This window comes from Sphingopyxis sp. (assembly GCF_040216815.1).
Lineage (GTDB): Bacteria > Pseudomonadota > Alphaproteobacteria > Sphingomonadales > Sphingomonadaceae > Sphingopyxis.
Genome location: NZ_JAVJOJ010000009.1, coordinates 785,955 through 799,336, shown reverse-complemented (window position 1 = coordinate 799,336; position 13,382 = coordinate 785,955). Strand labels below are relative to the sequence as shown.

The window sequence follows — 13,382 nt, the reverse complement described above, 5'->3', positions numbered from 1 at the left end:
ATGACGAAATAGGCCGATCAACCCACCGTCGTTCCGAGCAGCGAGCCGATCGCGATTGTCGCCGCCATCGCCAAGGCACCCCAGAAGGTCACGCGCACGACGGGGCGCAGCATGGGCGCATTGCCCGCCCAGGCGCCGAGCGCGCCCAGAATCGCGAGAAAGACGAGCGACGCCGCCGCGACGGTGAAGGGCAGGCTGTCGCCCCGATCGACCAGAACCGTCGCAAGCGGGAGCGCGGCGCCGACCGAAAAGCTTGCTGCCGAAGCGGCCGCCGCCTGTACCGGCCGCGCCGCCATCATCTCGGTCATGCCCAGTTCGTCGCGCAGATGCGTGTCGAGCGCGTCATGCGCGGTCAGCTGCGCCGCGACCTTTTCGGCAAGCGCGCGATCGAGCCCGCGCGCCTGGTAAATCTGTGTCAATTCCTCCAACTCGAACGCGGGGTCGGCGGCGAGGTGGCGCTTTTCAAGCTCGACGTCGGCTTTTTCCGCATCGCCCTGCGAACTCACCGACACATATTCGCCCGCCGCCATCGACATCGCCCCCGCGACAAGGCCCGCGCTGCCGGTGATCAGGATCGATGCCTCCGACGCGCCCGCTGCGGCGACGCCCGCGATCAGGCTGGCCGTCGACACGATCCCGTCGTTGGCGCCAAGGATGGCCGCGCGCAGCCAGCCGATCCGCGTGACCGCGTGGGTTTCCTCGTGCATCGCGGCTCCCTCAATATGGCAGTTGCAGCCCCGGCCGCGCCCAGCGCGTTTTCACCAGCCGTCCCGTCCCCGACAGCGTGATATAGGCATCCTGCCGGTCGGGCCCGCCAAAGGCGATGTTGGTGGTGAAGATATCGTCGGTCGCGACGAACTCGACCAGCTCGCCCTGCGGCGACACGACGCTGATCCCGCACTCGCCGATCGTTGCGACGGCGATATTGCCGTTTGCTTCCATCGCCAGGCTGTCGAAGAATTTATAGCCCGCGGGACGATAGAGCGGGATGCCGGGGCCGCCCGGCCCCGCGCTGTCGTCGACCTTGCCCGGCGCGACGATGTTGAACTGGGTCAGACGGCAGGTATAGGTCTCCGCAGCATAGAGCTTGCTCCCGTCGGGAGAGAGGCCGATGCCATTGGGGTTATGGCTCGGGAAGATGACCTCCTCGATGAAACTGCCGTCGGCTTTGGCGTAGAAGATGCCGACGATGTCGTGACAGCGCTTGGCATAATCGACCTTGCCATGATCGGTGAACCAGAAGCCGCCATGACCATCGAACATCAGGTCGTTCGGGCCGCGCAGCGTGACGCCATGGTCGCCCGATTCGTATAGGATTTCGACCGCGCCCGTTTCCATGTCGATCCGCTCGATCCGTCCGCCCGAATAATCGTCGGCGATGCCGTGGGGCGCCAGATAGCCGTTCGATTCGACATAATTGAACCCGCCATTGTTGCAGCAATAAAGCTTGCCGTCGGGACCGATCGCGAGGCCGTTGGGGCCGCCGCCGGGCGCCGCGACGACCTCCTTCTTGCCGCCCGGCCAGCAGCGCGTGATGCGCCCTTCGGCGATTTCGGTGACGATGACGCTGCCGTCGTCCATCACGACCGGTGCCTCGGGAAAGCGCAATCCGTCGGCGATCAGTTCAAATTCGGCCATATCCTCTCCCTTGCTCTTGCGGGCGTCCTATGCTTTCCCGCCCATCATGCCCGTTCGCACGCTCTTCGCCACCAATTTCTATGAGGCCGACATCGGCACGCCCGATCTGCTCGACGAATTGGAGGACAGCTGCCGGCTGTTCGCCGCGGAGGACGGCGCGGGGAAGGCGTGGAGCCGCGAGCATGGCTATAAAGGCTACACCAGCTATGCGAGCCTCGGCGACCTGCCCGAACGCGACCCGGCCTTCTACGATCTCAAGAAGCTGCTCGACAAGCAGGTGAAGGCCTTTGCCAAGGCGTGCCACTTCGACCTCGCCAAGCCGCTCAAGCTCGACAGCCTGTGGGTCAACATCTTGAAACCCGGCGGCACCCACAGCGGCCATATCCACCCGCACAGCATCGTGTCGGGCACCTTTTATGTCGCCGTTCCGCCGGGGTCGGGGGCGTTGAAACTCGAAGACCCGCGCCTTGCGATGTTGATGGCTGCGCCTGGCCGCACCGACGACGCGCCGGAGCATCTGCGGCCGTTCGTATACGCCGAACCGGCGGCGGGCCGCGTTTTCCTGTGGGAAAGCTGGTTGCGGCACGAGGTGATGCCCAATGCGGGCAAGGGCGAACGCATCAGCATCAGCTTTAACTATCGCTGAGCCGATCCTATATGGGCGCGATCTGACCATCCCCCATTTCCGTTCGTGTCGAGCGAAGTCGAGACACCCATCGGCGTGGAGCAAGGTCGAGCGGCATCTCGACTTCGCTCGATGCGAACGGATCAGACAGGATTAAGCCACATGACCGCGACCTACGACGCCGACCTCCAGCTTTTCATCGCCGGCGCGTGGCGAAGCGGCGAAGGGCGCGAGGCGCGGCCGGTCTATAATCCTGCGACCGCCGGCACGATCGCCGAGCTGCCGGTCGCGACCGCCGCCGACCTCGACGAAGCGCTTGCCGCCGCAGCGCGCGGCTGGCCCGCATGGCGCGCGAAAACCCCCGACGAGCGCGCCGCACTGATGCGCAAGGCCGCGGGGCTGATCCGCGAGCGCGTCGACCATATCGCCACCCTTTTGACGCTCGAACAGGGCAAGCCGATCGGCGAGGCGCGCGGCGAGGTGCTCTCGGCCGCCGGGCTGTTCGACTATTTTGCGGAAGCAGGCAAACGGATCGAGGGCCGTGTGCTCCAGCGCCCGCTCGGCCAGCGCGCGATGGTGACGAAACATCCGGTCGGCCCGGTCGCGGGTTTCAGCCCGTGGAACTTCCCGGTCAATCTGATGGTAAAGAAAATCGCTCCGGCGCTCGCCGCGGGCTGCGTCGTGATCGCCAAGGCGCCCGAAGAAACCCCGGGCTGCACCAGCGCGGTCATGCGCTGCATCGTCGATGCGGGCATTCCCGGCGACGTCGTTCAGCTCGTCTATGGCGACCCCGATATGATCAGCCGCCATCTGCTCGCCAGCCCGGTGATCCGCAAGGTCAGCTTCACCGGATCGACCGCGGTGGGCAAGCATCTGATGAAACTCGCCGCCGATGGGGTAAAGCGCATCACGATGGAGCTCGGCGGCCACGCTCCGGTGCTGATTTTCGACGATTGCGACCTCGACGCGACGCTCGACCGCGTGGTGTGGCAGAAGTTCCGCAACGCGGGGCAAGTCTGCATCTCGCCGACGCGCTTCTATGTTCAGGAGGGTGTCTATGACGCCTTCGTCAAAGGCTTTGCGGAGCGCACGCAAAAGGTGAAGATCGGCAGCGGTCTCGATGCCGACACGCAAATGGGGCCGCTCGCCAATGCGCGCCGCGTACCCGCGCTCGAAGCCTTGGTCGCCGACGCCAAGGCCAAGGGCGCGCGCGTGGTCGCGGGCGGCGAGGCGACGGGCGACGGCTATTTTTTCCAGCCGACCGCGATCGCCGATGTGCCGCTCGACGCCGACGCGATGAACTACGAACCCTTTGGCCCGATGGCGCTCATGCGCCCGTTCGGTTCGGAGGAAGAGGCGATCGAACAGGCGAACCGGCTGCCCTATGGCCTGGCGGCCTTTGCTTTCACCGAAAATGGGCGCCGCATCAATCGCATCGCCGATAGCATCGAAAGCGGGATGGTCGGCATCAACAGCTTTGTCATTTCGACGCCCGACATGCCGTTCGGCGGGATCAAGGAATCGGGCTTTGGCAGCGAAAGCGGACCCGAGGGGCTCGAAAGCTATCTGGTGCCCAAGGCGGTGCATATTTATTGAGCGCCGCAGGAGGCGGAGAAACGGGAAATTTGGGGCTGTGAGCTGCCCGTCCCTTAATCCCCTTAATCGTCATCCCGGCGACAGCCGGGATCTCGCCCTAACGGTTTACCGCGCCGACGAGATCCCGGCCTTCGCCGGGATGACAAGGGAAAGCATGTCGTATTCCGGTCGAAACCGGCGATCATCACCCCGCCGCGATCAATCCCTTTCCAGCGCGACAAAATCGCGGCCCATCGGCGCCAGGTGCGCGCCGCCGTCGACGAAGATCGTCTGCCCCGTCACCGCTTCGGCGCGTGCCAGATAGGCCACCGCGTCGGCGATTTCGGCCGGTGCGGGCAGCGCGCCCAGCGGCATCCGCGCGCCCAGCCGCTCGACCTGCGCGGCCGAATAATCGTCGGTCGCCATCGTCAGCCCCGGTGCGACGGCGTTGACGCGCGCGCGGCCGCCGAACGCCACCGCCAGCGTCGCCGTCGCCTGCCACAGCGCCGATTTGGACAGGCTGTAGGCAATCTGGTCGGGCACCGGATTGCGCACGCGCTGGTCGACGATGTTGACGATCGCGGGGCGCCGCCCTTCGCTGGCCGCGACGAGCGCCTTTGCGAGCATCACCGGCGCCGACAGATTGACCTGCATCATTTCGGCGAGCGTGGCGGCGGACACATCCTGCCACCCCCCCTCGGCAAAGAGCGCGGCATTGTTGACGAGCAGATCGGGGGCGCGGCCGAATTTGTCGATCACCGCGGGCAGCAGCGCGTCGACCGCCGCGGGGTCGGCGAGGTCGGCGGCAAAGCGATGGGCGATCGCTCCGGTTTCGGCGAGCGCGTCGGCCAGCACCGGATCGGCTTCGCCCGGACGGCGTTTGTGGATCGCCAGCGCATAGCCCTCGCGCGCCAGCCGCGCCGCGATCGCGGCGCCGACGCGGTGGAGGCCGCCCGTTACCAGCGCCAGCTTTTGCGTCATTTACGCGCACGCCGCATGGTGATGCCGATCTCTTCGCCTTCCTCGGCGATCGCGAGCTTGACGATCTTCACTTCGACCTCCTCGACCTTTTCGTCCTGCAGGAACAGCGTGTCGATGATATGATCGGCGACGCTTTCGATCAGCACGAAATGCACATCCTTGGGAATGGCTTCGGTCGCCGCGAATTTGAGGTGCATGTAGTTTTTGGAGTGGCTGAGCGGCGTCGTCGGGTCATAATGATCGGCCATGGCGAGCCTGGCGCGCACCGATATGCGCAGCGGCTGCGGCAGGTGCGTCTCTTCGGAATAGATGCCGGTCAAAACATCGACGGTCAGGCCCGTCACTTCCAGCCACAATGTATCGGTCACAAGAAATTCCTGTCGAGCGGGCGCGACATTCGGCTTTGCAACGCCGACGCCGGACCCTAAAGCGCCGCCGCATTAGCGAAAGGGTGTGCGTTGGTCGAGTTACTTCCATTGTCGGGTATCGAGCCGCAAGCGATCGAGACTCTCCTCGACGACGCTTTCGGATCGGACCGATTCGGACGAACCGCCTACCGCATCCGCAAAGGCATGGATGCGGTTCCGGCCTTGAGTTTCGCGGCGGTCGAAGGCGGCGCGCTGATCGGGACGATCCAATGCTGGCCGGTCGTGCACCGCGCGGCAGACGGCACCGTCGCACGGCTCGTCATGGTCGGCCCGGTCGCGGTGCGTCCCGATGTCCAGCGCGGCGGCCATGGCCGCACGCTGATGGCGCATATGCTGGAGGCCGCCGAAACCAAGGCCGACGGCGCGTTGATGATGATCGGCGACCCCGAATATTACGGCCGCTTTTTCGGCTTCACCGCCGATGCGACGGGCGCGTGGGATTTGCCGGGACCGTTCGAGAGGCGCCGCCTGCTCGCGCGGGCCGTGAACGGGCACGTCCCGCCGACCGGCGCAGGGATGATCGGGCCGCGTTGATCGCGATGGGGTTGCGCGGCGCGGCTGTCCCCCTATGTCGGATGGATGGTCAGCCCCGCCCCCTCGCTTCCGAAGGACTTTGCCCAGCTTTCGCTGACCGAGGCGGCCGAACTGCTCGCGGCGCGCAAGCTGCCGCCCGTCGACGACTGGAATCCGGTCCGCGAGGGCGACAGTGCGATGGAGATCCGCGCCGACGGCAGCTGGTACCATGAGGGCGGGCGCATCAACCGGCCCGCGATGGTCCGGCTTTTCTCGACGATCCTGCGCCGCGAAGCCGACGGCAGCCATGTCCTCGTCACCCCCGGCGAAAAGCTGGCGATTGCGGTCGAGGACATGCCCTTTCGCGCGGTCGAGATGAAGAGCGAGGGGGAGGGGGCGACGCGTAAACTCGTCTTCCGCCTCGACACCGACGACCTCGTCATCGCGGGCGCGGACCATCCGCTAAGCTTTGGCGGCGACCCCGACAATCCCGACCCGCGGCTGCATGTTCGCGGCGCGATCGGGAACGGCCTCGACGCGCGGATCGACCGGGCGCTTTATTATGAAATCGTCGACATCGCACTGGCCGAGGGCGCCGACCCGCCCGCGATCTGGTCGAACGGCGCCCGTTTTCCGCTGGTGGATGCCTGATGCTGTCCGCGAAATTGCGCGATGCGCTCGCCAATCTGCTTCCCGGACCGGGCGAGGACGAAGCCTATCTCGGGACACCGACGCTGCGCGACGCCGCGGTGCTGATCGCCTTCACCGACCGGCCCGACCCCGGCGTCATCCTGACGCAGCGCCCCCAATGGTTGCGCAGCCACGCGGGGCAGGTGGCCTTTCCGGGAGGGAAGATCGATCCCGGCGACCGCGACGCGATCGACGCCGCGCTGCGCGAGGCCGAGGAGGAAATCGGCCTCAACCGCCGCGACGTGGCGGTCGCGGGGGTGACCGAACCCTATCGGTCGGGCAGCGGCTACCATATCACCCCGGTGCTCGGCGTCATCCCGCCCGACCTCGCCTTCGATCCCAATCCCGACGAGGTCGAGGAGTGGTTCGAGGTGCCGCTCGACATATTGTTCGACCCCGACAATTATGCGCGCCAGCAGGCGCATTGGCAGGGGCAGGACCGCTATTATTACGACATGGACTGGAAGGGACGACGGATCTGGGGCGTGACGGCGGGCATCATCGTCAATCTGGCGCGGCGCCTGCCCGCCGGGTGGCACCGGTGATGCGCCTTGCCGCCGCCGAATGGCGCGAACGCCCGGGGCTGCGCCGGATCGTCGCTGCGCTCAGCGCCGATGGCGGTGCGGTCAAGGCTGTCGGCGGCGCGGTGCGCGACACGCTGCTCGGCCTGCCCGTTGCCGACATCGATCTCGCGACCCCATTGCTGCCGGACGAAGTGACGCGGCGGCTCGCGGCGGCGGGTATCAAGGTCATTCCGACGGGCATCGCGCACGGGACCGTCACCGCGATCGCCAGCGGCGATCATCACGAGATCACGACGCTGCGCCGCGACGTCGAAACCGACGGCCGCCGCGCGACGGTGGCGTTCGCCGACGATTGGCGCGAGGATGCGGCGCGGCGCGATTTCACGATCAACGCGCTTTATGCCGACCCCGTCACCGGCGCGATCGACGACTGGTTCGGCGGCCTTGCCGACCTCGAAAATGGGCGCGTCGCGTTCATCGGCGACGCCGCGACGCGTATCGCCGAGGATCATCTGCGTATCCTGCGCTTTTATCGTTTCGCCGCACGCTTCGGGCGCGGCGCGCTCGATCCGGCGAGCCACGCGGCGGTCGTTGCCGCCCGGCAGTCGCTCAAAAGCCTGTCGCGCGAACGCATTGCCGACGAACTGACCAAGATTTTGTCCCTGCCCGACCCGCGCACGATCGTCGCGCAAATGCACGCCGATGGCATTTTTGCCGTGCTGCTGCCCGAACTCGACCCCGGCTTTGCGGCGGCGTTCGACCGGTTGCTCGCGAATGAAGCGTTGGCGGGCGCGGCGCCCGCGCCGCTCCGCCGCCTCGCCGCGCTGCTTCCCCCCGATGCCGCCGTGGCCGAACAGGTGGCGAGCCGGCTGCGCCTGTCGACGCGGCAACGCAGGCATCTCGCGGCGCTGGGCGGGCACCGTCACGATGTGGCGCGTCCGGTGCGTCAGCTTGCCCACGCGATCGGGATCGCCGCAGCGCGCGACGTGCATCTGCTGGCGGGCGATCCCGCGGTGCTTGCCATGCTGGCGGATTGGCAGGTTCCCGCGCTGCCCGTGAAGGGCGGCGATATCGTCGCGCGCGGAATTGCGGCGGGCCCGGACGTTGCGCGCATCCTGAAAGCGGTCGAGGCCGCGTGGGTCGCGGAGGATTTCCCGGACGCTGCGCGCGTTGCCGAACTTGTCGATCAGAAGATCGGACGCGTGAGCGACTGACGCCAATAATCGAGCGCGGCCTTGCCGTCCATCGGCCGCGCGAAGAGGAAACCCTGGCCAAAGTCGCAACCGAGCGCCGACAGCAGCCGCGCCTGGTCGGTCGTCTCGACGCCTTCGGCGGTGGTTTTCATCCCCAGCACTTCGGCCAGGCTCTGGATCGTGCGGACGATCGCAACCTTGTCACGGTCGTCGACCATATGTTCGACGAAACTGCGATCGATTTTGAGCACGTCGATCGGCAGGCGCTGAAGATAGGCGAGATTGGAATAGCCGGTCCCGAAATCATCCATCGCGACGCGGGCGTCGAGCCCTTTCAATTCGCTCAGGACCGACAGCGCCAGATCGGGATCGCCGATAATCGCGCTTTCCGTAAGCTCGATCATCAGCCGTTCGCCGCCAATGCCATGCTTTTCGAGCGCCTGGCGGACCACCCCGGCAACATCGTCGCGCACCAGCTGGATCGCAGAGACGTTGACCGAGAAATAGGCGTTGACGATCTGGCCGCCGTTCTGGCGATCCCATTCGGCCAGCACTTCGGCGGCCTTGCCGATGGCCCATTGGCCGAGCGGGACGATCAGCCCCGAATCCTCGGCTATCGGGATAAATTCGGTCGGCGACACCGGGACGCCGCCGCCATTGTCCCAGCGTGCCAGCGCCTCGAACCCCGCGACGCGCCCGCTCGCCATTTCGATGAGCGGCTGAAAGGCCAGATGCAGCCGGTCTTCCTCGATCGCGTTGCGCAATTCGGTTTCGAGCCCGAAGCGATTGTCCGACAGCATCGCCGCTTCGGGTTCATAGATTTCGATGCGATCGGTCTGTTTTGCCCGCTTGAGCGCGATCTGGGCGTGGCGAATCTGGTTCGCGACGTCGATTTCGGCCGCGGGCAGGATCGAACAGCCGAGCGCGCAATCGACGCTGACCTTGAGTTCGCCGATCCGAAAGGGATGGTCGAAACAGCCGCGGATGCGCCGCGCCATTTCGCGCACGTCGGCGCGTCCGCCGACGATTCGGGTCGAAATGGCGAATTCGTCGCCGCCGGTGCGCGCCAATATGTCGCCGGTGCGCAAGCTCGATTTCAACCGCCGCGCGACGGTGATGATCAACTCGTCGCCCGCCATCGGGCCGATATGTTCGTTGATGCGCGAAAAGCGTGCGAGGTCGAGCAAGAGCACGGCGTGATCGGCGCTCGGCGCTTCGCCATGCGCGCGCTGTTCGACCAGCTCCTCGAACCCCGCGCGGTTGGGCAGGCCGGTCAGGCTGTCGGAGACCAGCTCGCGGCGCAGGTTGCGCTCGGTCATCATTTCCTGCGTCCGGTCGATCAGGGTCAGCAGGAACAGCCCGTCATCGTCCGATTCGGTCGGGAGCGGCCCGATATAGCCGCGCAGGTCGCGCGCCGCAGGCCCCTCGCCCAGCTGGCACGAAAATTCCTGCGCGTCGTCGGGGTGCTGCGATGCGCGCTCGATCGCGCGCATCAGTTCGATCGGGGCGTCGGCGCCGACGGGGGACAGGGCCAGCCGGTCGAACGCGGCGTTACTGGCATGGAGGCGGAAATTGCCGCGCTCCATCGGCCTGACCAGCGCCGCCGGCACAGGAAGGGCGTCGATCCAACCGACAAACAGCAAGGGCCGGTCTTCGCCGGTTCTATCAATAGGCATAACAGCGGGTTTCGTGCGACCTTTCCCCATTGCCCACTGCCTAGGGCCCGGGGGGTAAAGAAGGGATTTACGGCTACGCGCTTTTTGGGTCAGCCGAACCGATTGTTGCGCGGAAAACCGGTGGGCGGCATTCGCCCCGCCGCGCCGCGCGCTACCCGCCAGGGCGCAAGATCGCTCTCGGTGCGCGTGCGGCCGCTGTCGCCGCCCATCGCCCAGCTCAAGCCTTCGGCAAAGACAAAGCTTACCGCGTCGGACAAGCCGCCGTCGCGATAACGTTGCAGCATCACGCCCTGACCGCGCGCCATCACGGGCACTTCGGCGAGGGGGAAGACGACGAGCTTGCGGTTCTCGCCGATCACCGCGACGCTGTCGTCATCGGGCGCGAGTGCGCGCACCACCGCCAGCGCCGCCTTGGGTTTCAGATTGACGACGTTGCGGCCCTTGCGCGTCTCGGCGATCACGTCGCCTATCTGCACGACAAAGCCGTGGCCGCTGGTCGAGGCAAGCAACAGCCGGCCCTCGGCGTTCGCGGGAGTCAGCGCGACGATATGGGCTTCGGGGTCGATGTCGACCATCAACCGCAGCGGCTCGCCAAAACCGCGCCCGCCGGGCAATTTGTCGGCGCCGACGGTGAAAAAGCGTCCGTCGCTCGCGGCGATCAGCAGCTTGTCGGTCGTCTGTGCGTGCGCGGCGAACAGCAGCTCGTCGCCTTCCTTGAACTTGAACTCGCCCCACTGGTCGGCGGCAACATGCCCGCGCTGCGCACGAATCCAGCCGCGCTTGGACAGGATCACCGTTACCGGCTCCTTCTCGATCATCGCATCGAGCGGGATGTCGCGCGCGGGCGCAGCCTCGGCGATCGTCATGCGCCGCGCGCCGAGCGGCGTGTCGAGCCCGTAAACATCGCGCAGCTTCTCCAGATCCTTGCGCAGCCGCGTGCGCTGGCGCGCGGGGCTTTCGACCAGCTTCGCCAGCTCTTCGCGCTCGGCGGTCAGATCGGCCTGTTCGCGCTTCAGCTCCATTTCTTCAAGCTTGCGCAGGCTGCGGAGCCGCATGTTGAGGATCGCTTCGGCCTGCCGGTCGGTCAGCGTAAATTCGGCGATCATCACCGGCTTGGGTTCGTCCTCGGTACGGATAATCTCGATGATCCGGTCGAGGTTCAGAAAGGCGATGATATAGCCGGCGACCAGCTCGAGCCGGTCGTCGATCTTTGCGATGCGATGCTGCGCGCGGCGGACGAGGACGATGATCTGGTGCTGAAGCCACTCGGCGAGCAGCTGTTTCAGCCCCATCACCTTGGGCGTGCGCGTCGCGTCGAGCACGTTGAGGTTAAGCGCGAAGCGGCTTTCGAGGTCGGTCAGCCGGTAGAGGCTTTCCTTCAGGACGTCGGGGTCGACGTTGCGGCTCTTGGGAACCAGCACGATGCGCAGATCCTCGGCGCTTTCGTCGCGGATGTCGTCCAGGATCGGCAGTTTCTTGTCGGCGATCAGCTGCGCGACCTGTTCGATCAGCTTGCCCTTGGCGACGCCATAGGGGATTTCGCTGATGACGAGCTGCCAGGTGCCGCCCGACAATTTTTCGATGCCATCGGCTTCCCATTGGCCGCCCGTGTCCCTGCCGGTCGAAAAGCGCGCGCGGATGCGAAAGCTCCCGCGCCCGGTTTCATAGGCCTGCGCGATCGTTTCGGCGCTGTCGGCGAGGATGCCGCCGGTCGGAAAATCGGGCCCCTTCACATGGTCGAGCAGCTCGGCAAGCTCGGCGTGCGGATTCTCGATCAGCAGCAGCGCGGCGCCGATCACCTCGGCGGCGTTATGCGGCGGGATATTCGTCGCCATGCCCACTGCGATCCCGCTCGCGCCATTGGCGAGCAGGTTCGGGAAAAGCCCCGGCATGATCTCGGGCTCTTCATCCTCGCCATTATAGGTGGGGCGAAAATCGACCGTGCCTTCGTCGAGCCCTGCCATCAGGTCGATCGCCACGCGCGTCAGCCGCGCCTCGGTATAGCGATAGGCGGCGGCATTATCGCCGTCGATATTGCCGAAATTGCCCTGGCCGTCGACGAGCGGGTAGCGGAGCGAGAAATCCTGCGCGAGCCGGACCATCGCGTCATACACGGCGGTGTCGCCGTGCGGGTGGAATTTGCCGATCACGTCGCCGACGACGCGCGCCGACTTCTTGTAGCCTTGGCTGGGGTCGAGCCGCATCGCGCGCATCGCCCACAGCAGGCGGCGGTGGACGGGCTTCAACCCGTCGCGAAGGTCGGGCAGCGAACGCGCGGTGATCGTCGACAGCGCATAGACCAGATAGCGTTCGGACAGTGCGCTGTCGAACGGGGTATCAATGCTGTTACCGGGGTCGGATGGAGGAAGGTCGTCGGTTGTGCTCGCCATTATCCGCCGCCGATAGCAAGGCTGGGGCGCCAAGGCAAAGCCTTGCGTCGCCGCCGCTCATGCCCGACGCGGATCAGCCTGCGCGATGCTCGCCGCGCACCCAGCGCACCGTCCCCGACGACGCGCGCATCACGACGCTTTCGGTCGTCAGCACGCCGCCGCGGCGATGCTTGACGCCGCGCAGCAGCGACCCGTCCGTCACCCCGGTGGCGGCAAAGATGACGTCACCCTTCGCCAGATCGTTGAGGTCGTAAACGCGGTCGAGGTCCTCGATCCCCCATTTTTTCGCGCGCAGCCGCTCGTCGTCGTTGCGGAACAGCAGCCGGCCCTTGAACTGGCCGCCGACGCAGCGGAGCGCCGCCGCGGCGAGCACGCCTTCGGGGGCGCCGCCCGATCCCATATAGATGTCGATATTGGTTTCGGGATTGGTCGTCGCAATCACCCCCGCGACATCGCCGTCGGGGATCAGCGCGACGCCGCAGCCGATCGCGCGCAGCTCGGCGATGGTCGCTTCGTGGCGCGGACGGTCGAGCACGCACACGATGATCTCTTCGGGCGCCACGCCCTTTTCGCGGGCGACCGCCTCGACATTTTCGCGCACGCTCTTGTCGAATCCGATGACGTCGGGCGAATAGCCGGGGCCGACCGCCAGCTTGTCCATATAGACGTCGGGCGCGTTGAGCAGGCAGCCCTCTTCGGCGATCGCGAGCACCGCGAGCGCGTTGGGGCCGGCCTTGGCGGTGATCGTCGTGCCTTCCAGCGGGTCGACCGCGATGTCGATCTTCGGGCCCTTGTCCGGCGCATTGCCGACCTTTTCGCCGATATAGAGCATCGGGGCTTCGTCGCGCTCGCCTTCGCCGATGACGATCGTGCCGTCCATGTACAGCGTGTTGAAGGCGTCGCGCATCGCTTCGACGGCGGCGGCGTCGGCGGCTTTTTCGTCGCCGCGGCCGATCAGCCTGGCGGCGGCGATCGCCGCGGCTTCGGTGACGCGCACCATTTCGAGCACGAGCACCCGGTCGAGGTTGCTGCTGCCGTTCGTCATGTCCGCCATTCTCCGTCTTTACTTGCTGCGCCCAGCGGGCATGGTGGGCGCCATATGGCCCGCCGCTCCGCTTGTCGAGAATGCTTCGTACGATTCGCCGCGGC

The 13,382-nt window shown here is 66.4% G+C and carries 13 protein-coding genes; 6 read left to right on the top strand and 7 right to left on the bottom strand.

Translation table 11 applies throughout. From position 1 onward, the window contains the following. Positions 1–17: 17 nt before the first annotated feature. A complete protein-coding gene (locus RIA72_RS14310; protein WP_350032731.1) occupies positions 18–707 on the bottom strand; it encodes a VIT1/CCC1 transporter family protein in 690 nt (229 codons plus the stop codon). A 10-nt stretch (positions 708–717) separates the two neighbouring features. Beyond that, positions 718–1,638, bottom strand: coding sequence for an SMP-30/gluconolactonase/LRE family protein (locus RIA72_RS14305; protein WP_350032730.1), 921 nt, complete (start codon positions 1,636–1,638; stop codon positions 718–720). 46 nt (positions 1,639–1,684) lie between these two features. Here RIA72_RS14305 and RIA72_RS14300 point away from each other — a divergent pair, with 46 nt between their 5' ends. Further along, positions 1,685–2,284: a TIGR02466 family protein gene (locus RIA72_RS14300; protein ID WP_350032729.1), complete on the top strand. Its 600-nt coding sequence runs from the start codon at positions 1,685–1,687 to the stop codon at positions 2,282–2,284. Between the two features lie 141 nt (positions 2,285–2,425). Beyond that, a complete protein-coding gene (locus tag RIA72_RS14295) occupies positions 2,426–3,859 on the top strand; it encodes an NAD-dependent succinate-semialdehyde dehydrogenase (protein ID WP_350032728.1) in 1,434 nt (477 codons plus the stop codon). Positions 3,860–4,057: 198 nt separating this feature from the next. Here the strand turns inward: RIA72_RS14295 and RIA72_RS14290 are convergent, their stop codons facing one another. Both RIA72_RS14290 and RIA72_RS14285 read right to left on the bottom strand, forming a co-directional pair. After that, a complete protein-coding gene (locus RIA72_RS14290; protein ID WP_350032727.1) occupies positions 4,058–4,819 on the bottom strand; it encodes an SDR family oxidoreductase in 762 nt (253 codons plus the stop codon). Further along, positions 4,816–5,187, bottom strand: a complete 372-nt coding sequence (locus RIA72_RS14285; RefSeq protein ID WP_350032726.1) for a dihydroneopterin aldolase — start codon at positions 5,185–5,187, stop codon at positions 4,816–4,818. The genes RIA72_RS14290 and RIA72_RS14285 overlap by 4 nt, the downstream gene beginning before the upstream one ends. A gap of 90 nt (positions 5,188–5,277) precedes the next feature. Between RIA72_RS14285 and RIA72_RS14280 the strand changes: the two genes are divergently transcribed. From RIA72_RS14280 to RIA72_RS14265, 4 genes are read left to right on the top strand one after another with little or no spacing between them, the layout of a single operon-like run. Beyond that, entirely contained in the window at positions 5,278–5,781 is a 504-nt protein-coding gene (locus RIA72_RS14280; RefSeq protein ID WP_350032725.1) for a GNAT family N-acetyltransferase, read from the top strand. A 45-nt stretch (positions 5,782–5,826) separates the two neighbouring features. Then, on the top strand, positions 5,827–6,411 hold the full coding sequence (locus RIA72_RS14275) for a DUF1285 domain-containing protein (RefSeq protein WP_350032724.1): 585 nt from the start codon (positions 5,827–5,829) through the stop codon (positions 6,409–6,411). Beyond that, the gene (locus RIA72_RS14270; RefSeq protein WP_350032723.1) at positions 6,411–6,995 is read left to right on the top strand and encodes a CoA pyrophosphatase; all 585 of its coding nucleotides are present in this window, start codon (positions 6,411–6,413) and stop codon (positions 6,993–6,995) included. The genes RIA72_RS14275 and RIA72_RS14270 overlap by 1 nt, the downstream gene beginning before the upstream one ends. After that, positions 6,995–8,188: a CCA tRNA nucleotidyltransferase gene (locus tag RIA72_RS14265; protein WP_350032722.1), complete on the top strand. Its 1,194-nt coding sequence runs from the start codon at positions 6,995–6,997 to the stop codon at positions 8,186–8,188. The genes RIA72_RS14270 and RIA72_RS14265 overlap by 1 nt, the downstream gene beginning before the upstream one ends. On the opposite strand, the gene RIA72_RS14260 is transcribed toward RIA72_RS14265, so the two are convergent. The 3 genes from RIA72_RS14260 to glpX all read right to left on the bottom strand — a co-directional run bounded on the left by RIA72_RS14260 (position 8,161) and on the right by glpX (position 13,278). Next, complete coding sequence (locus RIA72_RS14260; protein ID WP_350032721.1) at positions 8,161–9,810, bottom strand: putative bifunctional diguanylate cyclase/phosphodiesterase; 1,650 nt, start codon at positions 9,808–9,810, stop codon at positions 8,161–8,163. The two genes, RIA72_RS14265 and RIA72_RS14260, sit on opposite strands and share 28 nt — an antisense overlap. A 122-nt stretch (positions 9,811–9,932) precedes the next feature. Further along, positions 9,933–12,233, bottom strand: coding sequence for a DNA topoisomerase IV subunit A (gene parC, locus RIA72_RS14255; protein WP_350032720.1), 2,301 nt, complete (start codon positions 12,231–12,233; stop codon positions 9,933–9,935). Positions 12,234–12,306: 73 nt separating this feature from the next. Next, a complete protein-coding gene (glpX, locus tag RIA72_RS14250; protein ID WP_350032830.1) occupies positions 12,307–13,278 on the bottom strand; it encodes a class II fructose-bisphosphatase in 972 nt (323 codons plus the stop codon). Between the last annotated feature and the right edge of the window lie 104 nt (positions 13,279–13,382).